Source organism: Ruegeria sp. AF3, from assembly GCF_056536285.1.
This window is the reverse complement of record NZ_JBQFJM010000004.1, coordinates 143,818-165,946: the sequence shown is the minus strand read 5'-3', so window position 1 is coordinate 165,946 and position 22,129 is coordinate 143,818. Positions and strand designations below refer to the sequence as shown.

Genomic DNA, 22,129 nt, shown 5'->3' with positions numbered 1-22,129 from the left:
AATGCAGGCAACGCTTTACTTCAACGGCACCATCCTGACGATGGATGCGACCAACTCGGAGCCAGAGGCGGTGCTGACAGTTGGCGAAACGATCAAATCCGTCGGCGCTGAGGCTGCCTTGCGGGCGCAGATGCCCCAAGGCACGCGGCTTCATGACCTGCAAGGTCAGACACTTATCCCTGCTTTCATCGACCCACACGGGCACTTTCCTGACCCGGGCTTCATCGCCTTGTTCCGTGTCGATCTCGCCGCGCCTCCGCGTGGCAATTGCACAGACATGGGCGAAGCGCTGGAACGTCTGCGCGCCAAAGCCAGTGAGACGCCCAAAGGTGAATGGGTCATGGGCGTGCTGTTCGACAACACGGCGGTTGCGGAAGGCCGAATGCCGGCGCGGGCAGAATTGGACAGCGTGTCGACAGAACACCCGGTCTGGGTGCTGCACGCTTCAGGCCATAACGGTGTCGCGAATTCCGTCGCCCTCGCCCGGAGGGGCATCAGCCGCGATACGCCCGATCCTTTGGGTGGGCGCTTTGGCCGTGCTGAAGACGGGGAACTTACCGGTCTCATCGAGGGTCTTTCCGCTATGGGGGAAATGGGCGACACCGACTTCCTGATCGACCGCAAGAGATTCTGGGAAGGATTTGCGTCCTGTCGCGATGAATACCTTATGCATGGTGTGACTTACGCGCAGAACGCATGGACATCGCGCGTTATGTTGGACCATTTTGCGTCGCTCTCAAAAGACCAAGACCCCGGTATCGGCTTGATGCTGTTGCCCATCGGGGAGCTAGAACCGGACTTGTCGGAGACGCTGGAATGGCCAGGAAATCCCCATTTCACGCTTGGGCCGCGCAAGCTCTTCACCGATGGAGCCTTCCAGCTTCAAACAGCCTTTCTTTCGCAGCCATATCATCGGCCAATCGACCGGAGAAATCCCTGCGGCATGCCCTATGTTGCAGAAGAGGATCACCGCCGCGAAGTCAGAAAACTGCACAACCTCGGCCACCAGATACATTGCCATTGCAACGGCGATGCAGGGGCCGACATGTTTATAGATGCCGTGGCCGCCGCCCTGGATCACAACCCGCGCGCGGATCACCGACACACGATCATCCACGGGCAAACACTGCGCGACGATCAGCTGAAACGCATGGCGGATCTTGGTATAACCGTCAGTTTCTTCTCCGCCCATATTCATTTCTGGGGTGACCGGCATCACAGCACTTTCCTGGGGCCAGAGCGCGCCGACCGATTGTCTCCGGCCGCGTCGGCCGAGCGTTTTGGCGTCCGCTACACGCTTCACAACGACGCCTCCGTCACCCCCACAAGACCGCTTCATCTAGCCCATTGCGCCGTCAACCGAACCACATCAAGCGGACGGATATTAGGGGAGGACCAGAAGATTAGCGTCCTTTCTGCTTTACGGGCACAAACAATCGACGCTGCCTGGCAGGTATTCCAAGAGGACCGTCGAGGTTCGATCGAACCGGGCAAAGCCGCCGACCTTGCAGTGCTGTCGGACAATCCCATTGCAGTTCCAGACAACCTAGTGGATCTAAGCGTGGCGATGACGGTTCGCCGAGGCGAAGTGGTGTACGGTCCATGATCACTCGCCGGCATTCTGGCAGCCTTGCCAAAGCAAACTTCGAGTGCCGCATTCACTCGTGATTAAATCCCCCGTCAACGTCGGGTTGTCGTTGTGGGAGGGCATGGCGGATCGGAGGATCAGTCACGGAAACACCAAATCTACCTGCAATCCGCGCCCTGCGCCCTGCCTGGAACAAGGGCCGCATCGTCGGTCAGAAACGACCGCTGAAGCCAAAGCATGTCTGGGCGATCCGGGTTCGGCTTGAACTGGCCGAAAACCATCGCGACCTAGCATTGTTCAACATGGCGATCGACAGCAAGCTGCGCGGTTGTGACCTGGTGAAGATGAAAGTCGTCGATGTCATGGCATCTGGCCAGATCAAAGAACGGGCTTCCGTTTTGCAAAGCAAGACGCAGAAACCAGTGCGTTTCGAGATTTCGGAAGGCACAAGAGCCTCGGTCGAGAAGTGGATGGAGGATGAACTCATGATCGGCTCAGAGTACCTTTGGCCCGGCCGCTTCCATGAACGTCTTCATATCTCGACTCGCCAGTATGCACGGATCGTCCGCGATTGGGTCACTTCGATCGGATTAGAGGCGAGTGCCTACGGCACGCATTCGATGAGGCGGACAAAGGTGACCCAGATCTACAAGAAGACCGGCAACTTGCGGGCGGTTCAGCTTCTGCTTGGGCACCCCAAGATGGACAGCACTGTCCGGTACCTGGGCGTCGAACTTGAAGACGCGCTAGCAATCGCTGAGGCCATTGAAATCTAACAACTTCGGGCCGTCTTCGCTGGCGGCCCTTAGCCGACATTCTTCACAACCCGCCGCCGCATGCAGCGGTCGCCAAAGCGGCCATTAGCAACCAGATGCAGCATTTCTATCCAACCAATGCCTCGGCCGGTACGAAACGCTCTTTGGCCACATGTAAACAAAGGCATTCCGGTGCAATCCATGTTACCTTCCCACGGATAGTATTCTGGTAGCGGGTATTTGAGATGGGACGAGTGCGGCGAGGTTTGAGTGAAGGGCAGGCGCAAGCTTTAGAGGCAGCCTTCAAGGCAGCCAAAACCTACCGCGAGGAACTGCCAAATGGGCCGGCCCGGCCTGTCTTGGGACTTGGTGAAGCTGCCAGCCGCTTTTGGGCCCTCTTCCTGAAACGGGGTGCCGGAAAGTGAGGTAATCGGGGACATCGTGCAACTTTCTGAAGGCGGTCTGCACAAAATGGCGGGGCCGACCTTCTTCGGCTATGTCCTCGGCGCGTCGCATCCCGTCGGTGTAGCTGCCGACATTCTGGTATCAGCCTGGGGGCAGAACGCGGGCTCATCTTTTGAAACGCCCGCAATAACCGGAATGGAGCGCGCTGTTTGCAACTGGGTAATAGAGTTGCTGTCACTGCCGCCCGAAAGCTGAGCCGGTCTTGTGACCGGCGGCACAGTGGCAAACATGGTTGGCGTCATGGCCGCACGCAATGCGCTGCTGGCTGCCCAGGGGTGGAATGTTGAAGCTGACGGGCTGTTTTCGGCACCCGAGATTCCCGTTTTGATCGGGCAGGATGCGCATTCCGCCCCATTCGCTGCCCTGCGTTATGCTGGCTTTGGCGCGGGCCGGACAAACATCGTCGCGGCGGACGGCGAAGGGAGGATAAAGCCGGATGCGTTCCGGGCTGCCCTGGACAGCTGCAGCAGCCCGCCGCTTGTCATCCTGCAGGCAGGTCAAATAAACACCGGCGCCTTCGACCCGTTTGCCGAGCTCATCCCAATGGTGCGCGAGCGGAACGGCTGGGTTCATGTGGATGGTGCTTTCGGGCTCTGGCTCGCTGCTGTACCCGAACTGGCAAACCGGTTGGAGCGGGTTGCTGAAGCGGACAGTTGGGCGATTGACCTGCACAAGTGGCTTAATGCTCCATTCGATGCAGGCATGGTTATCGTGCGCGACCGGGCGCCGCTCGTTGCGTCAATGTCTGCCCGCGGCGCCTATCTCCCGGAAACAACAGAGCATTGGGAACCAAGTGATTCAACGCCGGAGCTATCCCGGCGTGCAAGAGGCATTGCCAGGTTGTTGAAGCGGTCTGGTCGTTGTAGCGCGCTGCCATGTTGAATCTGTGTGATCTTTCCCGCCTCAAAGGTTTTCGTTTCCCGCGCTCGGTCATTGGCTACGCGGTCTGGGCGTACCATCGGTTTGCACTCATCCTGCGTGATGTTGAGGATCTTTTGGCCTCTCGCGGGATCGCGGTTTCTTACGAAACTGTCCGGGACTGGGTGGCACGCTTTGGGGCTCAGTTTGCCGTAAAGGTCCGACGGGATCGACCGCGTCCTGCGGGCAAATGGCATCTCGATGAGGTCGTGGTGCCAATCTTGGGGCGTAAACACTGGCTCTGGCGCGCGGTTGATGCCAACGGTGACTTCTGGACGTTTTGATTCAATCCCGCCGGAACAAAGCTGCCGCAAAGCGCTTTTTCAGGAAACGGGATTGCCAACTTATTCTGCACTGATTGCAAAAGTCTGATGCGGGTACGATCACGCGGTCATGTCAAGTGCGTAGCTCCGCCACTGATCGAAGGCATCTAGAGCAGCAATGTTAGCACAGCTACGAGTAAGTTTCTCATGTAGGCTAGTCTTGTTTTATCAACTCCCTGAAGCGGGGATGGTCGCGGATCGCATCAAGATCCGGATCGACCGATAGCCATTGAAGCACGTCAGGTCCTGCATCTTTGGCAGTACGTTCGAGCACATTCAGAGCCAGATCCGTATCGCCCAAAAGCGAATAGACACAAGCAATGTTGAAACTACCACCGTCACTTCCGCCCCGTATTCGCAATGCGCGGTCCAACCATTCCCGCGCGCGGTCAAACTCGCCTCGCTGGGCGAGTATCGACGCGCCAAGTTCGAGCGGGTCAGGATTGTCAGGATACAGATCGGCGGCAATTTCTGCCCTGCGCAAGCCTAGATCGACATAATCCCTCCCTGTCTTCTTTTCACCTAACCTAGTCAGGATCATGTTAAGGAGTAGTGGTGAGCGGTAATCATCTGGCCGAATTTCAAGCGCGCGGATGAAGTGGAGTTTGGCTTTCTCAGTGTCTCCGGATGTCCAGCAGTAACGCGCGTAGTAGTAATGTGCCTCATAACACAACGGATCGACAGTAAGCGCATGTTCCATCGAAGCACGCGCTGCGCTTTCCTGTCCCGCTCCCAACAGGGCCTGCCCCTTGGCAGCATGCGCTTCGGCTAGGTTCGGTTCAAGTTCGATGGCCTTTTCGGCTGAGGCAAGTATCGCGTCGCGATCGATGCCTGCGCCCAACCAACTTGTTGACCAGGAGTCGCAGTCCGCGATGCCCGCATAGGCGCGCGCAAATGTGGGGTCGAGCTTTACAGCTTCCTCAAACATGGCGCGCGCGCGCGCCATGTAGTCATGCATCCGCAGATGGTAGAAGTGTCTGCCCTTCAGGTAGTAGCTATAGGCGTCGACATCGCGAGTTGGAGCCGCAGCGATGGAACGTTCTTCCGACACATTCAGCTCGATGCGCAACTGATCGACGATAGTTCGCGTGATTTCGTCCTGCACCTCGAAAATGTCTTCCAGGTCGCGGTCGTAACGGTCAGCCCAGACATGCCCCCCCGTCGTGCCGTCAATCAGCTGCGCCGTCACGCGCACGCGTTTGCCAGCGCGTCTCACACTGCCTTCAAGCAGGTATCGTACGCCCAGTTCGCGTGCTATCTGCGAGGAGTTGCCCGATTTGCCCTTGTAGGCAAACACAGCATTGCGCCCGACCACGAACAAGGCGGAAATCTTTGACAAATCCACGATCAGGTCTTCGGTGATCCCGTCGGCAAAATAGTCCTGTTCCCGGTCTTCGCTCAGATTTATCAGTGGCAGCACCGCAACTGATTTGTTGCGTTGCAGCGGTGCATCTGCTGGAAGTTCCTGTGCGCCGCTGCTGGCTAGATGAAACACCTGTAAAGGCTGATCGATGTTCTTTAAGATATGTTCCCCACCATCTTCGAAGCGAAGCCCTGAATCCACGCTGATCTGAGCACGCGTAGGCGCGCTCACAGCTATGCCACCGGGGCGTGCCAAAGATTCGATCCTGGCTGCAATATTGACGCCATCGCCGAAGACATCATCGCCATCATGAATGATGTCTCCGACATTAATGCCAATCCGGAACTCGATCCGCCTGTCGATGGGAATGTCGAGATTGCGGGTGCGCATACGAGATTGTATTTCGGCACCACAGGTTGCTGCGTTGACGACGCTCGGAAACTCGGCAATGAAGCCATCGCCGGTACTTTTGACGACCCGCCCGGCATGCTCCCTAACTTGGCCTTCGACTACATCGTCGAGGTGACTCTTCAAAGCCTGCAGCGTGGCAATCTCATTGGCCCGCATCAGGCGGCTAAAGCCAACCACGTCAGTTACCATGATTGCTGACAGCCGTCGTTCCACTTATGACCGATCAATTTCCTATGCTTGGCATCCATACAAAGCGGAGCCTAAATTGCAGAGCGCAATCGGTCCAGAACCAGAAGAAAAATGTCAGGAAAACCTTATTTGCACGGTCCCAATTGGGCTCAAAAGCCGACCTCGGTGGCGGTGCAGCCCGTCAGAGGAGACATTCGCTGTGTCAACGGCGGTGAGAAAGTCTGCCATTGGGCGGAGCAAAAGTCGTCCACTGTTTGGGTGACCGGCGCCTTGGCAAACGCGCTCCCAAATAGCTGGCGGTTGCCAAGGCGTCTTGGTCCGTCAGGACCAATCTCTTCTGTGCCTTAGGAGTTCTGCCGGGCCCTGCTCTGTGCCAAGCGATAGCTTTCTCTGTTCATCTCCAGAATGCTGACGTGGTGGGTCTACCGGTCGAGCAAGGCACCAGTGAGGCGCTCCGATCCGAATGTTTTGGTCCATTCATCGAAGGGCAGGTTCGAGGTGTCAGGATCCAGCCGCGCTCATAGCGTTGGCTGATGACCTCGAACAGCAATTCCGCCCCGGTCTTTGACAACGACACAAAACCAAGTTCGTCGATGATCAGCAGGTCCTGTGCTGCCAGTTGTTTTTGCAGGCGTTGCAGGCGGCGGTCATCTAGTCCAGATTCAGTGCCAAGCCGGGTTATTCATTCCAGGGCATGCCAGCGAGGCAGTTATACGAGAGCAGTTGGTGTAGAATGGACCGATAACGAGGGGAACCATGGGTCTGAGGTGGTGAAATATTGAATGCCTGCTAGAGGCAGTATTGATTTAGAAAATCGGCGAAAGCTTTTTGGGTGTAAATGGGTGTAGAAGTGGGTTGACAAATGGGTGTAAATGGGTGTTATTTTGGGTATGTTCAGAACTGACACACTGGTTATCACCTCAACAATCCTTGCCAGAATCTCGGAAATCGACGAGTTCAAAGGCGCCTGGCAAGCCCTTGGCACATTGGCGCCGGAACGGCTGGCGGCGCTGAGACGGGTCGCAACCATTGAGAGCATCGGTTCGTCCACCCGGATTGAGGGCAGCAAGCTTTCCGATCAGGAAGTCCAGCGGCTTCTGTCCAACCTGGAAATCAAAACCTTCGACACAAGGGATGAACAGGAAGTCGTCGGATACTCAGAAGTGATGGAAACGGTGTTCGAGGCGTGGGACCACATCACCATATCCGAAAACCACATCTTTCAGCTTCACCGGGACCTCCTGAAGCACAGCGACAAGGATGAGCGCCATCGGGGGGCCTATAAAACCTCCTCCAACAGTGTCGCCGCGTTTGACGACACCGGCGCACAGATCGGGATTGTGTTTGAAACGGCGACACCGTTTGACACACCCCGGCTGATGACGGAACTCATCAGCTGGTACAGTGATGCCGTCCAGAAACGGGACATGCATCCTCTGATCGCGATCGGGATATTTGTCGTGGTGTTCCTGGAGATACATCCGTTCCAGGATGGGAACGGCAGGCTCAGCCGGGTCTTGACCACGCTGTTGCTGCTCAGGGCAGGGTACGCCTATGTGCCGTATAGCTCCCTCGAAAGCGTGATCGAGCAAAGCAAGGAAGGTTACTATCTGGCGCTGCGGCAAACCCAGGGCACAATCCGAAGCGCTGAGCCCGATTGGACGCCGTGGCTGGAGTTTTTCCTGAACGCCCTGCAAAAGCAAATGTTGCGCCTCAGGATCCGCGTTGAACGAGAAAAGCTGATGATGGGTGCCATGCCGGAACTGGCAGCGAAACTCTACGAACTGACGCGGGAACACGGGCGTCTGACAATGGCGGAGGCTGTAAAGCTTACAGGCGCCAACCGGAATACGCTCAAACAGCATTTTCGCGCGCTTGTGCATGACGGCCATCTGGAGCTTCACGGCCAGGCTCGGGGCGCCTGGTATTCGGTTCGGTAGCAACCGGCCTCAGAACCCCTGCGTCAGCATATCGATCGCCGACGTGATGTCCTCGAAACTGCTGTTCAGGTTGGTGACGGGTTCTCGCAGGATCGATCTGGGAACAGCCGCCATGAACTGCGTCACCATGACATATTCGGCGCCATCGATCGCGAATACCGGGTTCAGCCGCTTTGCCGGTATCGGCGCCTTACTTACAGCCATCAGGGGTACGACCATGCGCGTGTTCAGGGCATCGAGTAAATCTGCCTGGACATCGAGCAGAAGTGTATCGTTATCGGAGCCGGAATAGACGTCGAACTTTGCCATCAGAACTGGCGGTTCCGATCAAGCGGCAAGCCGTGTTTGTCGACAAACGCATTTGAGCTTTCGAGTGCTGCTGCATTCGCCGCCCGCCATTGTTCCTCACGTGCTTTGGTAACTGCTGCGCGCACACCTTCTTCCGCGGCGCGAGACAGATTCACATTCAGAGCCTTGGCATCCGACAGCAGATCGCTGTCGAGCGTCAGGTTTGTAGGTTTTCTGACCGGTGCAGGGGGCATGATGATCTCCTTAAGTAAGGAGATTATGCATAGAATCAATGTGCGTCAAGTATGCGCATGTCTGTTGCAACCAAGTAGAAATGTCACCGGCTGCGCAAAGTAGAAATGTCACCGGGATTGCCAACTTGCAGTCGTACCTGAGGCTGTTTAGCCGGTCTCCATGAATATACCAGCTGAGATGCCACGCCTGAAGGGCTACCGTTTTCCCCGTGAAGTCGTCGCCTACGCCGTTTGGGCATACCATCGGTTCGCACTCAGTGCCGCTGATGTTGAAGATCTGCTCGCCGAGCGGAATGTGATGGTCAGCCGTGAGACCATACGCAAATGGGTCAACCGGTTTGGTCGGCATTTCGCACATTGTATCAAGCGTGACCGGCCCGCAGCGGCAGACAAATGGCACCTCGATGAAGTCGTCGTCCCGATCAACGGCGTCAAGATGTGGTTATGGCGGGCCGTGGACGGGAACGGCGATGTGCTCGACATTCTGGTCCAACCAAGGCGAAACGCCAAGGCGGCCAAGCGGTTTCTGAAACAGTTGACCGCCCGGTTTGGCCAGCCCCGCGTTATCGTCACAGACAAATTACGCAGTTACATCAAGCCGATCCGTCAGCTGGCTCCTGACGCAGATCACCGGGCTCACAAGGGCCTGAATAATCGTATTGAGGGCTCGCACCGACCAACCCGGAAGCGAGAGAAGCTTATGGGCCGGTTCGGTATTGCCAAGTTGTTGCCGGCCGATTGTGAAGCATTGGAAAAAGTAGGGTTATGCTGCCATTTCGGCGGTGTAAGCGGCCCAGAGACTGAACGCATCGTTGCGGGCATGGCGGTAAGAGATGGCGGTGAGTTGATAGCGGCGGGGACGGTATATCAGGTTGATCTGGTCATGCGCGGACAGAAACCTCTGAGCTTGTCGGTGTGACTTGAACCGACCAAACAACTTCTCCCGCTTACGGGTCATTCTGTGCGAAACTTCGATCGCATTATTCAACCCTTTGTGGGCCCGGTGGTCGGCCTGTGGTGCCAAGGTGCTGACGGGCTTGATGTAGCTGCGCAACTTGTCTGTGATCACGACCCTTGGCTCACCAAACTGAGCGACCAATCTTTTGAAAAACCGCTTGGCCGCCTTTGCATTTCGCCGCGTTTGCACGAGGATATCGAGAACGTCGCCGTTCGCGTCGATGGCCCGCCACAACCAGTGCTTCTTGCCGCGGATTGTGATGACAACCACGTCCATGTGCCATTTGTCGTTTGGCTTAGGGCGATCGCGCCGGATGCAGGCGGCAAAATGCGCGCCGAACCGATTAACCCAGAGCCGAATGGTTTCTCGGCTCACGATGACACCCCGTTCCGCTAAGAGATCTTCGACATCCGCAGTGCTCAAGGCAAACCGATGGTATGCCCAAACCGCGTAGGCAATGACCTCACGAGGGTAGCGAAAGCCCTTCAGGCGCGGCATGCTGGATGGAATGTTCATTCATTGCATTTAGTCGTCGTCGAAATGCCAGACAACTTGGCAATACCCATGACCTTGCTGACTGGACAGGACGGGCACTGGGTACTCTTGGGTCCGGAAGGGCACGTCGTCGCCGTAAGCAATAGGAACCGTCCTCTTCGGGACAGAGAAAATGAACCTGACCCGATCATCAGGCCGTTGGAATGAAAGTGAATATGCAAAATGAGTTTGACGAAATGCTGGACAAGCTCGAAACGGGGGCCTTCGTGTACGTCGAGCCTTCTAGCAAGATGCTTGAATTCAACGAATACATAGCATCTCGGGGCTATAGCGTAGCCAGACTGGAGGTTGTGCGGCTCGAGGGCCAAGGGCCAGGGCGTGCTTTCGAGTACGACTTCCTGGCGAACGAGACCCCAGGCTACGAAAGGCAATGGCAGATCTTTATCGATCCGAAGCGATCTGCCGCAAATATCCGCGACATCGTGCAGCGCGCGTTGAGCGAGGGCGGCGAGTACCGATATCTGGTATGGGCCGAGGTGCCACCGTCCGGAGAATGACCGGTATGGGAAAGAGTAAAGGAAAAGGTGGATGAGGGGGACCGCGTTGCACGAATAGCGCTTGGGCCGCATTTGCCCCTTTCCCCGGTTCGTTATGCGACACGTTCATAGGTCGCACGACCTAGACGGGTCATGCGGTTGAGGGCTTTGACAGCGATGCGGGCTTCGGTTGTCTGGGTCTCCATGTTGCGGCTGCGAAGTTCCAGCCCGATGACCTGTTTGTAGCGCCCGATCTGAGCCTCGCCGCGCGATCTCTGGGTTCTGTTGCAAAGTTTTGAACCCGCTTCGAGTGGGACGCTTTGGTAGCAAGAATCCTCCCTGCCCTGCGTCATGAAGCACAGATCCTGCATCTGCTCGCGCTCGATGTCATTGGCACGAGTTTTACCTTTCGTTCGGATGCGCTCTCTGATCAGGAGATGGATGTGCTGAAGATGCTTGCATCAGGCTTGATTCCACCCGTCATCGCCAGTCAGACGGGCTTTTCGTCCCGAACGGTGGATGCGCTGATTGCTTCGATTGAAACCAAGCTCAAAAGCCGCACCATCGAACAAGCAGTCGCTCGGGCAGTGAGTGCGGGTCTTCTCAAATGGACCGACTTCTTTGCGGATCCCGTCGCTGAACTGGTTGATGTCGAACGACAGATCCTTTGTGGCGGGATCGTCCGTTGGTCTGGCAGATCACACGAGTTGATCACCTTCGAAGAAGGCCGAACTGTGCGGAACCTGAGAGCTTTCAGGCGGTTCAGGTCCAAAACCGTGCCAAGGACTTCAATTTGAACGCTGAAGAGATTTTTGAAAAACTCGGGCTCAACTGGGATCAGAGCGTGTGGATAAGATACCTTTGAACGGCGTTGGCGTGGCACTTCGATAGAGCGGGATATGCAGGGAAGTTTCTTTCCACATAGATATGCCAATAAAACACGTCCGTGCACGCCCAATATTGACAGTTGTATGCAGCAGATTATACTACTCAGTAGTAGTAATGAGGTTTGATATGAGCGTCAAAGCATCAATATCCCTGACGGAGTCACAAGATGCCTACGCACGGAATCTGGTCGCCCAGGGTCATTACGCTAGCCTGTCCGCCGTGCTTCAGCATGGGCTTGAACTGATGCGCGAGCAATCGCAAAACACGGATGCACTGCGAGAGCTGCTGGATCAGCGTCGAAACGGAACCTTCATTACTCTCGAAGAGGGCGAAAAGCGCACCGCAGACATGATCGCACGCAAGCGAGCAGAGCGTGGTCTATAAAGTCGTTCGCGCCGAAGAAGTCACCGCAGATCTCGATCTCATATTTGACTATCTTGTTGAAGCAGCTGAGCACTTTGGTGAAAACTCAGAGACCGCATTTCTGCGCGCTGAAAATCGCGTCATCGAGATTCAGGAGAGCCTCGAAGGCCTGGCCAAAGTTCCACATCAAGGCACCTTAAGACCACATCTCGGCAATAGCATTCGGAATGTAACCAAGAACAAAGCGATCATCTATTTTGACGTCGACGATTATGAACAGGTCGTTCGGGTGCTCGCTGTCTTCTATAGCGGCCAAAACCACGATGCACATATTTTGCTGCGATTATTGTCCTAACACGAACCCGGTCATGGGGTGGCTACGAGAATCTTGAAAGCCTTGAGCATAAAACACCACATAACAACTTCTTGTGCAGCAATCCTCGGCCATAGTTGTCACTGTACCCTAATAAATCAGAATTAGCGGATTCACGGTGTTATGGGGCGTTTTTGTACCCTTAATTGCAATATATCCACAGGTTCAGGGGCTTATGACTTGACCCCACTTTAGCGCTTCCAAAGTGCATCGGCGCGCGTCAGAAGCGCTTGACGATTTGCGTCTGCTCCGAGCTCTGAGATGGCCTGACGAGCGGCCTGCAAAGCGCTCTCCGACACTCTTGGGCGGCACAATCCATGTGTTTCATGCCCGGTTGGATGCCCTGTTTCACCCAGACCAGGAAGCGGTCGACTGAGGTCCTGCGACAATCCACGGATCCGCTCGATCATCTGACGATGTTCAGGAAAGACGCGGCTCAACTCCAGGGCCACCCGGTCGTTTCCTCGCAATATGATGGCGGCACCCAACAAGGGACGGGTCGTGCCAATACCGACCGCAGCAAGCGCCAGTAGCCTATCGCGCTTGTTCCCGGAGGTGAGCGACCAAAGACGCCCGATCTTCAGCACCGACATGACTTGCAGGGTCAGACTGATCCGGCGCAACCGCGCGAGATCGGTCGTTATAGCAGCCGTCTTCAGAACTTCCGCGCCGCGCAAAGCGCGGGCATGAAGTCTGCTTGATACATCATTGGCTGGATACTTTGCTGCCAGGACCTGGCCGCAGATTTCACAGGTCATCGACCATGCCAAGCGCCAATGGCGAAGCACCAAATCGGGTGATTTAGCAACACACCCCGGGCAATATTGGAAGTCATGCCGGGACACGTATTGCACGTCATGATGCATTGAATCCGGAAGAGCCATGCTGACGATTTCATCCGGGGACCGCTGAACCGCCCCGCATAGCATGGCCCAGTTCGCCATCCGCAGGTCGCTTGCACATTCCGGCACCCTGCCCTGCCCCAAACCCAGATAGCCACAAAGCTCTTCAACCGAACAATGATTGGCCTTCGCCAAGCGACCCATCCAGCTCGACAGAAGCTCATCACGCATAGGTGGCGGTCGAAACGGTAGCGGTCTGACGGTCACCCGAATGCAGCGGCGGGCTGTCGAGGAATGTTCCAGGCATGCTTCGTCCAAACCGGTCGCCAGGCATGAACCGCTTCGTCCGTGATCCGCTCTTCTCCGGTCTCGATTGCATCGATAGCCAGGGATTTGATCATGATAAACACGCGCGAGGTGACGCCACCGGTCACTTTCAGGATCGTCCGAAGCGACGCCACCGTAAGGCCTGAGCGTTGCTCAAGCGCCATCGCCGCGATCAACGTCTGGATCAGTCGAGAGAACTCCACATCGTCTTCCCAGAGCGGCAGGTAGTGTTCGTCCAAACGTCGGGCCAATTGATCGTCTCCTCGAACCGCCTCCAGGGCTTCGTTCACACCGAAGACGACGAGCGAGGCGCAGAGATCGTTGGCGAGGAACCGGAGCATGTTCAGGAAACGGCGTTGCTCACGGTAGCTGCCAGCAAGCAGGTTATGCACTTCGTCGATCATAAGCATCCTAAGGTCCATGTCCCGAAGATGACTGAGCGCGCGCACCTCGAGCTCGGACACGGTATGCCGACCCCACATAGGCGCCCCGATCGTCGCCAGGATGTGTTGATAGAACCGTCGTTCGTCCGGGGCCGGCGGGGCCTGAACCAGCAGGATGGGTGTTTTCGTGATACCCAGTTCAGCGTTGTACTGCGTTGGAAATTTGCTCGCCATCCGCTTGGCGATCATCGTCTTTCCGATGCCGGAACTTCCATAAACCATCAGCCCTGGCATCCGGCTTTGCTGTGGCATTTCCATCAGGGATGTCAATCTGTTGAGAACGACGGTGGCACGGTCAAACGCGACCCAATGGTCGCCGCGGATACGGTCAATTCTTTCTTCTGAGGTCATTAATCTCATCAATCTCATAGGTAGGCAGATCAGGGTTGCCTGTATCAATCGCGAACATTTCGCGCGACGGATCACGGCTCGGTTGGTGCCGGGGTAGCCGCGCGTCTCTTTCATTCTCTAACTGGGCAATCCGAGTTTTTTGGCGCGCCGCCTCAGCCAGCTGCCGTTGCGCGTCAATCAATTGGAATAGGACCCGCTCGTTGATCCGGCCACCATGCTTTTCCTGCCAATCTTTCCGCGCCCGCCGACTTTCCCAAAGCGATACCCGCGGGTGGCTGAGATCCCGGTAGCGCGCCGGGATCACGCGGCCATCACCGGTGAAGACCCAGACCTGCGATAAGTCTCGCGGATCGTATTTCACCTGTACCTTGCCCTGCCCTCGTCCGACCAACGAGGCAAAGACATCACTCCAGTAATGGACCCCGAAGAGCGTGATCCCGGTGCGCCCGAGCTGGCGCCACTCGAAGGGCATGAAGCTTGTCCTAAAGGCATCGACATCGACAACCTGCCGTCCCGCAGTATCCCCGCCCATGTCCGCCCATGCCGCGATTGGGGTTCGTCCGAGAGCTTCGTGAACCGTATTGTGGTATCGGCAGATTTCCAGATGAAGCCAATCCTCGAACTCGGTCAGTGTCAGGGCCGCGTGCTTCTTGCTGTCATAGTCGCCCTTCTCAACGATTGAGGATTGCGTTGTCCCGGGCAGCACATGAACGGCCCCCATAGTTGTTCCGATCAGCCGTTCGACATGACCGCCGTAGTGTTTGCCGCCAAGCGGACGATACTCGATAGCAATGCCCCAATCTTCGCAGGCCATTCTGAAGGCGTCGCTGTGGAACTCCTGGGCATTGTCGACGTGGATCGCCGTCGGGATTCCGGCCGTCGGCCAAACCACCTCTTCCATTGTTCCAGGGACGTGCACCGATTTCCGGCGCACACAGTGATTGAGACACAGGGCGATCGACAAGACAGACGGCTCATCGAAAGAGACATAGACCCCGAGGACGATCCGGCTCGCGACATCGATGGCCACCGTCAGATAGGGGCGCGCAAGTGGCTGTCGATTGACGTGATCGACCAACGTGATGTCCGAAGTCGTATGATCGATCTGAACGACTTCCAGCGGGGCTGAAACTGCAAGGCGGCCCGGACGCGCAGCAAAGACCTTGTCAGCCTCCTCTGCCCCGCGCCGTTTCCGGAAGACCTCTCGCTGATCCATAGCATCTAGACGGGCTTTGACCGTTCTACGGGTCGGGGGCTGAAACCCCTTCGCCACGCATTCGGCACGAATCTCGCGCCAGATGCGAAGAAAGCTCGAACGCTCACGGATCAGATAGTATTTTCGCAAGCTCTCATAGATGATGATTTCGACGCCTTTGGCAATCCGTTTCGACCCTGGTTTCGGCCCGCGACGGTCCAACTCCAACGCCGTGGCACGCGCATCGTTCTCTCTCAGACGCCGGTAAAGCGACCATGTGTGGCTTTTCGCCAAGCCCAGTTCCCAAGCGGCATCTCCGATCGCCGTGCTGATCGGCTCACCTCTCTTCTCAAGCTCCAGGATCGGCCGAAGAACCGCTGCACGGTGTTTCGCAAGACGCTCATTTACCACGCAAATCCCCCGCCCCAATAGGCCGAAACATATCCACAATTCCGACAGTACGGCAATTAAGGGTACAGTGTGGTAATTAGCGGTACAATATGAAAATTAAGAGTACAAACTATCATTGATTTTGCAGGACAATTTCAGACAAGATTCTGATTAATTAGGGTACAGTGACAGGTAATGCCAAAACAACTTCGATACCAGATCAACCTCGATGACCGTGCTTGCCTCACGACCACGAAGGCAAGAACTGGACAGCAAATACGGACAGACCAACTCAGTTTTCTTCTTCACGAGTTCGCATCAGATACTTGATGACCCGCTGAGCAATTGGTCAAGCGATACTCGAGATATAGTATTCGTTGTTGGTGCAGTGGTTAGAGGTGAAGTATCGCCCCGCAGCGCAACACGCTCAGTGTTTTTGGATGTCCCATAATCACACATTCATGCCCCAATATCACAAGGAATTCCACCGGACTTTCCTCAAATTGAGTGTCAGAAGGCGGACACGAAGGACGCCACAGTCAGAAAGGTTGGAACCATGACAAACGCTACTAAATTCACTCTTCTTTCCACTCTCTCCGCCACAATGCTTCTGGTACTTCCTTTGTCGGCACAAGCCGACTTTGTCGCGGAAAAAGCTGTCCGAGGTGCTGTTGCAGGTGCAGTCGTTGCCGAAGCCACTGGCGGTGACGCCGCAGAAGGCGCTGTTGTTGGTGCCACTGTCGGGGCAGTAGCTGGTGCGGTGCAAAAGAACGACTTTGAAGATCGTCACGACGATTTCGACAATAACAAAGGCGGTAAAAGCCATCACAAGGACCACTGAACCCAATACAACAACGCCTAGACACGCTGGACCATTCCAGGCGGGCTGGAAAATTCCGGCCCGTTGCCTCAAACCGGGTCGGGACATGATCTGCCGGGGTTTGTTGTCAAAAGCAATTCAGCGGTTTTTCTGAAAAGCACTGGGGCTTTGCCCAGCCCAGCGGCGGAACGCCGTCGAGAATGCAGCATGATCACCATATCCCAGAATAAATGCGATTTCAGAAATATTGAGCCCGTCCCTCAGATAGGTCTTGGCAAGATCGAAACGCAACTCTTCGACAAGTTGCCGAAAACTTGTTCCTTCCTGCGTCAGATGCCGGGTCAGTGTGCGACGGCTCATCCCCAATTCTGACGCGATCTCATCTGCTGTCAGGATCCGCCCCGGCAATCTGCCAATCACCAGCGCCTCGACCTGTGCCCTGAAACTCTGTTTCACCTTCCCCACTTTGCGCAGGCGTTCGGCCCCCAATTCATTCAGATACGCGACAAGGTCCTGATCGTAACCGGGAATCGACCGGTCCAGCGCGCCTGGCTTGAAGCGGATGCCATTGAACGGGCAGGCAAATCTTACTGAGCAATTCGCTATTTTTTCAAAAGCTTTCGCATCCGTACCACCCTCGTGACGCAGGCAAAGTTCTTCCGGAAAAAAATCGGCCCCTGCTATCGCACGTAGACGGGCCAACAGCCCAAAGACCCGAAACTCCTGAAACCGGTGATGCCGCATCAATGCACCTTCGGGGGTTACAACCTCCATGACATCGTGGCCGCTGTCCTGTTTGAGGACGAACTCTGTCGATGAGTCTGAAAGACTGTAGAAACGCGCACCGTTTTCAATTGCCTGACGTAGTGTGGCCGAACTTCGGGCGATATAAGCCGTCAATGTGCTGGCCTGTCTGAATGCAATCCCGATCCGGGCGGCCAGAGTAATGTCATCTGCGGCCTGACACGCGTTGCGCAGCAAAGTGGCTTCCTGCATGGCGCTGGTCTGCATTTCGCCCACCCTGCCCGAAACAAGCCCGACGCCCACAAGCAATCTGGAATATGCGGCATTGCCAAGCTCAGCTTCGACATGTTTGCAGATATGAAGAAACCGCTCGTTCTTGTTCGGGATCATGGAAGCACCGGAAAAAAAATATAAATGTAAGTCACCTGTAAGACCCCCCAAGAGCAACATTCAGGTCAACAAAGTCTACGGCAAAATTGCGCCTGTCCAACGCCAGAGCATTCTCCGCAGCAAGCAAGGCGCGTTCTGCATCCAGCACCTGCAAGAAACTGCTGCGACCTTCGATGTAACCCTTGCGAGCCAGTTTCAGCACTTCATTGAGCTCGCGGATGGCTTCGGTTGTGAATTGCACCGCTTCCTGATGGTTCTTCAGACTGACCAGGAATCCTGAACTTCTTCGACGGCTTCGACAACCGTTTCTTCCCAAGCGGCCAGCAATTCCTCACTTCGTGCTTTTTGAAACCGGACCCGCGATTTCCGCTCGGGCAGATCGAACAGCGGGACATCCAGTCCGAGCCGGGCAAAGCCAGCTGTTGGCAGAATATCGTCTCCGGAATAGTTGATGTTGATGTTCCCGGTCAGACGCAGTTCGGGGTAAAGATCTGCTTCTGCCACACCTGCAAGTGCGACAGATTCCGCCAATCGGCTTTCCGCAAGCAGAACGTCCGGCCTGCTTCGCACCAAATCGGCGGGTACCCCGGTCCTGAGGCTCGAGATTGAGGGAACGGGTTGAGGCGCAGTCCGGTCCAATCCTTCGCGCGGTCGGTCCCAAGCTTGTCCTAACAGCGTTCCGACACGAGAAACAGATTTGAAGAACAGAATTTTGGTTTCTGGCAGTTCCGCGCGCGCCGTAGCAACCAGCGTTCGGGCCTGGGCAACATCAAGTTCAGTGACAATCGGAATTTCAGCGCCGCCATCAGGCTCAGGTTGCGCTACCCCAGCGCGTTGTTGCGCGCGAAGCGTCGCGTCCAATGTCTTTTCCCGCGACGCAACCACTCGATGATTGATACGGATCAGCTCCTGAAAAAAGCGTGCATCGATATAGGCAGTCGTCAATTCGCCCAATAACGTGATACGCGCCACGTTCGCATCCGCATAAGCCCCTTCCAACCGGTAGAAAGCCGCTTCTTTCTCACGCTTCAACTTGCCAAAAAGATCAAGCTGCCAACTTGCTTCGGCTCGGACAAAGCCGCTGTTCACCCGCCCGTTGGTCCCTCCTGCAGAAGCCTGTACTTCGGATACTCGCGTCGCTCCTGAAACCGGATAGCCCGCACCATCCAATATCGCCCGGGACTGTTCAATCCGCGCGACCGCCCGACGAATATCCAGGTTTTGCTTTAGCCCCAATTCAACAAGCCGGTTGAGTTTGGCGTCGCCATAGGCCTGCCACCATTTCGTCTGTGCTCTTGTGATTGAGACTTCTTTCTGTGTCCCAAGAAATTGATCCGGCACCGCCTTTTCTGGATTAACAAAATCATCACCGACCGTACATCCGGACAGAGTAATCAATTGGGCGCCGAACAGTCCAATGAAGCTTCGTCTATTCATTTGTTTCCCGATTTATCTCAATTGCTTGTCGGACTTCTGGTGCTGTTGGCTGACGCCTTGTTGAGTTCGAACGTCGGATATCTCATGTCGAACGACGGCGCTGTTCCCAGAATACGCCTTCATGTCCCAAATTCGCACAACTCTGTCCCAGCGATACAAGCAGAACAGCCCCGGAATTGCCATCTTGGGTTCATCAGAGGCCAGACCAGACACCGGCCTTGAAACAGTTTCACAGGAAAGGAAATCCAAATGTTCAACAAAACTCTCTCCGCCGCAGCCGTTTTTGTTCTGACTGCCACTCTGGCCTCTGCGTCGGTGGCCCCAAATTCCGCAGATTCCACTCCTCAGGCTTTCGCCTCTGAATCCTATGAGGTCGCGGATACCGCTGGCATGGACAACCGTCAGGACCGCCGCGACGATCGGCAGGACACGCGTGACGGGCGTCAGGATATGCGCCAGGATTGCCGCCAGAGCGAAGGGCTGGGCCTCGACAAGGTCGACTGCAAAATGGACAAACGCCAGGCAGGCTAGGCTTTTTCATCACCACTACTCACTCTCAGTGCGTCGCAGGAATCTTGCGGCGCATTTTTCTTTGCTATGGCTGTGCTCCTGACGACATCAGGCTGCCATGAAAGAAAGACGCCAACCCCCGGCAGTTCGTTGGTGGTTGGCGCCAGCCTTTGCTAATGACCGGAAAATACGAGGCGTTGAACCGGCAATAGCAAGGTTTGAATCCTCAGGATAACGGCATGCACGACACCGACTGTGTCGACCATGTGCAGAAACAGTTTTTGCCCGCCCCCCAGATCACCATGTGCGATACGATCATGATTGCTGGTATAGGCATTGGCGATACACTTGCTGCCCGGCTTGATCCCATCCGCACCGCCTGCATAGAGCGGTTCCAGAATGATTGTTACCGTTCCTGGACGTGCCCTATCCTGAATGTCGGCCAGTTGGTCCGTCGGCCGGAACTGACCGGCTGGAATGACTTCCTGAATGTCCGCTACGACCATGGGCACCACGGTAAAGGGCTTCGAAATGCAGGAGATTTCCGCCGGCATTCCAACTTCGAAAATCTGGTCATTGACCTGATCGAACCCGGCCTGGAACTCGGCCGGACCCAAGGTGTCAGGCACCAGCAATCCAGCCGGTCTGAGTACAGGGTTCACGTAGTCGCCGACTTTCAACGCAAATTGCTGCAAAAGACCGGATTCACCGGCATAGATGGTGGTCTTTTCCAGCGCGATAAGCGCCTCATCCAACCGGGCCTGCGCACTTTCACGTTTGGCTTCGATCAGTTGTTGCAGCGTGGCCGCCACTGCATCACGGTTGGCGACGGCAGTATCCAATGCACCCTGACGTGAGGCTACGGACAGCTCAAGCCGCTCAATCTCTCGCTCTCCGACAATATCCGAATTGCGATCCGCTAGTTCCTTGTTGGTCTCCAACTCGTCAATGGCCTGCTGCAAGGATCCTTCGGCCTGACGCATAAGCCCTTCGGCGGCTTCAAGCTCAGCACTCAGAACGGCCTCTTCCGCCGCGATCTCACCCAGAGCCTTTCTGGCCGTAATGACTGCGGCCTGCTGACTGGAATCATCCAGCTTGAACAACGGCTGGCCCTGTTCGACATGCTGACGGTTATCTACGTAGATTTCGCTGACACGCCCACCGGATTCGGGCAGAATGGTCAGGGTCCGGTAGAAGCTGGACACATGGGTTGTGGAGGGGTGGTAGTAGAAGATCATTGTGATCAACGACACAGTCAGGACAAAACAGGAGACGATGCCCCAGCGCAGCTCGTACCACATCGACTGAAACGTGATTTCCTGCCCCCAGCGTTTGCCCTGCGCATAGCGTCGGAACAGGTAATCCGGCAGGATTGTGACCAGAGAACACAGGAGAAACTCAAGCATCCCGTTTCTCCTTTCTGTCCGATCGGATCGCATCCGATATATCCCGCAGCGCGCCGCCGTAATCCGGCAATTGCACCGCTGCCAGCAACAGGGCGGCAATCCAGAAGATGTTGTTGTGGGTAAACAGGGCGATCAGTGCCAGTACCGTAATCAACTGAAACTGCGTGTTATTCTGTGCATGTGCCATTTGTTCAGGCAGTGCGTGTAGACGCAGATAGAAGTTGCCAACCACAAGCGTCAGGATGACAACCAGCCAAATCACGATAGTGAACAACGTGTCGGTTCCGTCCGCCTGCGCCAGAAAGCCGGGAAGATGCTCATGGGCCAGTGGGTGTTTATCCGGTGTCACTTTTCATGTCCTTCTGAGATAGAAACGACCAAGCGGTCAGAAACGATAGGTTGCGCCGATCAGCGGGCCCGACTGACTGAACGAGAAATCACTGCCGTCAATTTCATGATCGACTGAGATATAGCGGTATCCACCCCGCAAAACCCAATTGTCGTTGATGGCATAATCCGCCGTGACCAGCACCTGCCAGGTCTCGCTATCACTGCGGAACCCGCCGTAATCTACAAATCCCGATGCTGCCCATTTGTCCGACAGGCGTGCTCTGCCACGCAGGCCGATGACAGGATCAACCCAGTCTTCATCTGCCCCGGCTGGATTTGATGTGGCACCCGGTGTTGTTACTGTGATTTCCGAATCCGTACCGAACCAGCGAAACCCGCCGACCAGATCAAAGGACAGATCCCGAGTTTCCTGTACGCGATACCCTACATAACCGCTGAATATCTGGGTCCGAAATGACGAGTCGATACCTGACCCGAGAGGCCCGGACCCGGTCTGTCCAAAGGACAGGTCCGTGTGCATGTAGTCGGCAAGCAAGCTCCACTGCCCGTTGCTTGCCACGAAGCTGCCCATGAACGCGAAGTCCAGATTACTGAGCGCATCATCAAAACTCAGGCGCCCTTCGACCGTACCCGTAGAGGTGTCGATCTCGGTTTCGGTCTCGGCCACGAAAAGATAAAACGAGGCCTCGTACTCCCATTCGGAGTTCTGCGCCAAAGCAGGCCCCGCCAGCAGAATGGCACAGGTGGTGCATCCGGCGACAAATCTATTCAACGGCTATATCCCTTCACAATCTCAAAGCCCATCAGGGCCGCCGC

At 55.9% G+C, this 22,129-nt stretch carries 24 protein-coding genes and 3 pseudogenes; 13 read left to right on the top strand and 14 right to left on the bottom strand.

The features are described 5' to 3' along the window. Position 1: 1 nt before the first annotated feature. The 5 genes and pseudogenes from ACR3FC_RS21790 to ACR3FC_RS21770 form a co-directional block, all read left to right on the top strand. On the top strand, positions 2–1,606 hold the full coding sequence (locus ACR3FC_RS21790) for an amidohydrolase (RefSeq protein WP_480478623.1): 1,605 nt from the start codon (positions 2–4) through the stop codon (positions 1,604–1,606). A 110-nt stretch (positions 1,607–1,716) separates the two neighbouring features. Beyond that, positions 1,717–2,364 (top strand): tyrosine-type recombinase/integrase, encoded by a 648-nt coding sequence (locus ACR3FC_RS21785; protein ID WP_480478649.1) that lies wholly within the window; start codon positions 1,717–1,719, stop codon positions 2,362–2,364. Between the two features lie 420 nt (positions 2,365–2,784). Then, on the top strand, positions 2,785–3,003 hold the full coding sequence (locus ACR3FC_RS21780) for a hypothetical protein (RefSeq protein ID WP_480478621.1): 219 nt from the start codon (positions 2,785–2,787) through the stop codon (positions 3,001–3,003). A gap of 9 nt (positions 3,004–3,012) precedes the next feature. Further along, positions 3,013–3,690: a pyridoxal phosphate-dependent decarboxylase family protein gene (locus tag ACR3FC_RS21775; RefSeq protein WP_480478619.1), complete on the top strand. Its 678-nt coding sequence runs from the start codon at positions 3,013–3,015 to the stop codon at positions 3,688–3,690. Further along, positions 3,684–4,057: pseudogene (locus ACR3FC_RS21770) on the top strand (IS6 family transposase); the annotation flags it as partial. The gene ACR3FC_RS21775 and the pseudogene ACR3FC_RS21770, both read left to right, overlap by 7 nt. A gap of 146 nt (positions 4,058–4,203) precedes the next feature. On the opposite strand, the gene ACR3FC_RS21765 reads toward ACR3FC_RS21770, so the two are convergent. Together ACR3FC_RS21765 and ACR3FC_RS21760 are read right to left on the bottom strand one after the other, a co-directional pair. Next, on the bottom strand, positions 4,204–6,012 hold the full coding sequence (locus ACR3FC_RS21765; protein WP_480478617.1) for a TPR end-of-group domain-containing protein: 1,809 nt from the start codon (positions 6,010–6,012) through the stop codon (positions 4,204–4,206). 344 nt (positions 6,013–6,356) lie between these two features. Continuing rightward, positions 6,357–6,664: pseudogene (locus ACR3FC_RS21760) on the bottom strand (ATP-binding protein); the annotation flags it as partial. A gap of 238 nt (positions 6,665–6,902) precedes the next feature. Here ACR3FC_RS21760 and ACR3FC_RS21755 point away from each other — a divergent pair. After that, entirely contained in the window at positions 6,903–7,952 is a 1,050-nt protein-coding gene (locus tag ACR3FC_RS21755) for a Fic family protein (RefSeq protein ID WP_480478407.1), read from the top strand. A gap of 9 nt (positions 7,953–7,961) precedes the next feature. On the opposite strand, the gene ACR3FC_RS21750 is transcribed toward ACR3FC_RS21755, so the two are convergent. Together ACR3FC_RS21750 and ACR3FC_RS21745 are read right to left on the bottom strand one after the other, a co-directional pair. Next, a complete protein-coding gene (locus ACR3FC_RS21750) occupies positions 7,962–8,261 on the bottom strand; it encodes a CcdB family protein (RefSeq protein ID WP_480478405.1) in 300 nt (99 codons plus the stop codon). Continuing rightward, the gene (locus ACR3FC_RS21745; protein WP_480478403.1) at positions 8,261–8,494 is read right to left on the bottom strand and encodes a type II toxin-antitoxin system CcdA family antitoxin; all 234 of its coding nucleotides are present in this window, start codon (positions 8,492–8,494) and stop codon (positions 8,261–8,263) included. The genes ACR3FC_RS21750 and ACR3FC_RS21745 overlap by 1 nt, the downstream gene beginning before the upstream one ends. A 160-nt stretch (positions 8,495–8,654) precedes the next feature. On the opposite strand from ACR3FC_RS21745, the pseudogene ACR3FC_RS21740 reads away from it, so the two are divergent. Next, a pseudogene (locus ACR3FC_RS21740) lies at positions 8,655–9,206 on the top strand (IS6 family transposase); the annotation flags it as partial. Between the two features lie 51 nt (positions 9,207–9,257). Here ACR3FC_RS21740 and ACR3FC_RS21735 read toward each other — a convergent pair. Next, positions 9,258–9,968, bottom strand: coding sequence for an IS6 family transposase (locus tag ACR3FC_RS21735; protein ID WP_480478401.1), 711 nt, complete (start codon positions 9,966–9,968; stop codon positions 9,258–9,260). Between the two features lie 182 nt (positions 9,969–10,150). On the opposite strand from ACR3FC_RS21735, the gene ACR3FC_RS21730 reads away from it, so the two are divergent. The 4 genes from ACR3FC_RS21730 (at position 10,151) to ACR3FC_RS21715 (ending at position 12,089) form a co-directional block, all read left to right on the top strand. After that, positions 10,151–10,504: a hypothetical protein gene (locus ACR3FC_RS21730; RefSeq protein ID WP_480478399.1), complete on the top strand. Its 354-nt coding sequence runs from the start codon at positions 10,151–10,153 to the stop codon at positions 10,502–10,504. A gap of 299 nt (positions 10,505–10,803) precedes the next feature. Continuing rightward, entirely contained in the window at positions 10,804–11,280 is a 477-nt protein-coding gene (locus tag ACR3FC_RS21725) for a LuxR C-terminal-related transcriptional regulator (protein WP_480478615.1), read from the top strand. Between the two features lie 217 nt (positions 11,281–11,497). Continuing rightward, the gene (locus ACR3FC_RS21720; protein ID WP_480478395.1) at positions 11,498–11,755 is read left to right on the top strand and encodes a ribbon-helix-helix domain-containing protein; all 258 of its coding nucleotides are present in this window, start codon (positions 11,498–11,500) and stop codon (positions 11,753–11,755) included. After that, positions 11,745–12,089 carry a type II toxin-antitoxin system RelE/ParE family toxin gene (locus ACR3FC_RS21715; protein ID WP_480478392.1) on the top strand — a complete coding sequence of 115 codons (345 nt, stop codon included), beginning with the start codon at positions 11,745–11,747 and terminating at the stop codon, positions 12,087–12,089. Before ACR3FC_RS21720 ends, ACR3FC_RS21715 begins: the two co-directional genes overlap by 11 nt. A 209-nt stretch (positions 12,090–12,298) precedes the next feature. Here ACR3FC_RS21715 and ACR3FC_RS21710 read toward each other — a convergent pair whose 3' ends face one another. Genes ACR3FC_RS21710 through ACR3FC_RS21700 form a run of 3 tightly spaced genes read right to left on the bottom strand, consistent with a single transcriptional unit; the run spans position 12,299 to position 15,676 of the window. Further along, positions 12,299–13,216 carry a TniQ family protein gene (locus ACR3FC_RS21710; protein WP_480478390.1) on the bottom strand — a complete coding sequence of 306 codons (918 nt, stop codon included), beginning with the start codon at positions 13,214–13,216 and terminating at the stop codon, positions 12,299–12,301. After that, on the bottom strand, positions 13,213–14,070 hold the full coding sequence (locus ACR3FC_RS21705; protein WP_480478388.1) for a TniB family NTP-binding protein: 858 nt from the start codon (positions 14,068–14,070) through the stop codon (positions 13,213–13,215). The genes ACR3FC_RS21710 and ACR3FC_RS21705 overlap by 4 nt, the downstream gene beginning before the upstream one ends. Then, on the bottom strand, positions 14,048–15,676 hold the full coding sequence (locus ACR3FC_RS21700) for a Mu transposase C-terminal domain-containing protein (protein WP_480478613.1): 1,629 nt from the start codon (positions 15,674–15,676) through the stop codon (positions 14,048–14,050). Before ACR3FC_RS21700 ends, ACR3FC_RS21705 begins: the two co-directional genes overlap by 23 nt. 583 nt (positions 15,677–16,259) lie before the next feature. Between ACR3FC_RS21700 and ACR3FC_RS21695 the strand changes: the two genes are divergently transcribed. Then, positions 16,260–16,496: a glycine zipper domain-containing protein gene (locus ACR3FC_RS21695; protein ID WP_480478382.1), complete on the top strand. Its 237-nt coding sequence runs from the start codon at positions 16,260–16,262 to the stop codon at positions 16,494–16,496. Between the two features lie 117 nt (positions 16,497–16,613). Here ACR3FC_RS21695 and ACR3FC_RS21690 read toward each other — a convergent pair whose 3' ends face one another. From ACR3FC_RS21690 to ACR3FC_RS21680, 3 genes are read right to left on the bottom strand one after another with little or no spacing between them, the layout of a single operon-like run. Then, a complete protein-coding gene (locus tag ACR3FC_RS21690; protein ID WP_480478611.1) occupies positions 16,614–17,609 on the bottom strand; it encodes a helix-turn-helix domain-containing protein in 996 nt (331 codons plus the stop codon). Positions 17,610–17,640: 31 nt separating this feature from the next. Next, positions 17,641–17,850, bottom strand: coding sequence for a TolC family protein (locus ACR3FC_RS21685; RefSeq protein ID WP_480478609.1), 210 nt, complete (start codon positions 17,848–17,850; stop codon positions 17,641–17,643). A 17-nt stretch (positions 17,851–17,867) separates the two neighbouring features. Then, positions 17,868–19,046, bottom strand: a complete 1,179-nt coding sequence (locus ACR3FC_RS21680) for an efflux transporter outer membrane subunit (RefSeq protein WP_480478607.1) — start codon at positions 19,044–19,046, stop codon at positions 17,868–17,870. 249 nt (positions 19,047–19,295) lie between these two features. Between ACR3FC_RS21680 and ACR3FC_RS21675 the strand changes: the two genes are divergently transcribed. Further along, on the top strand, positions 19,296–19,577 hold the full coding sequence (locus ACR3FC_RS21675; protein ID WP_480478370.1) for a hypothetical protein: 282 nt from the start codon (positions 19,296–19,298) through the stop codon (positions 19,575–19,577). A 152-nt stretch (positions 19,578–19,729) separates the two neighbouring features. On the opposite strand, the gene ACR3FC_RS21670 is transcribed toward ACR3FC_RS21675, so the two are convergent. The 3 genes from ACR3FC_RS21670 to ACR3FC_RS21660 are packed head-to-tail and all read right to left on the bottom strand — an operon-like array spanning position 19,730 to position 22,085. Then, positions 19,730–20,962 (bottom strand): HlyD family secretion protein, encoded by a 1,233-nt coding sequence (locus ACR3FC_RS21670; protein ID WP_480478605.1) that lies wholly within the window; start codon positions 20,960–20,962, stop codon positions 19,730–19,732. Next, a complete protein-coding gene (locus tag ACR3FC_RS21665; RefSeq protein ID WP_282153365.1) occupies positions 20,955–21,311 on the bottom strand; it encodes a hypothetical protein in 357 nt (118 codons plus the stop codon). The genes ACR3FC_RS21670 and ACR3FC_RS21665 overlap by 8 nt, the downstream gene beginning before the upstream one ends. Positions 21,312–21,347: 36 nt before the next feature. Beyond that, on the bottom strand, positions 21,348–22,085 hold the full coding sequence (locus ACR3FC_RS21660) for an outer membrane protein (RefSeq protein WP_480478603.1): 738 nt from the start codon (positions 22,083–22,085) through the stop codon (positions 21,348–21,350). Positions 22,086–22,129: the final 44 nt, after the last annotated feature.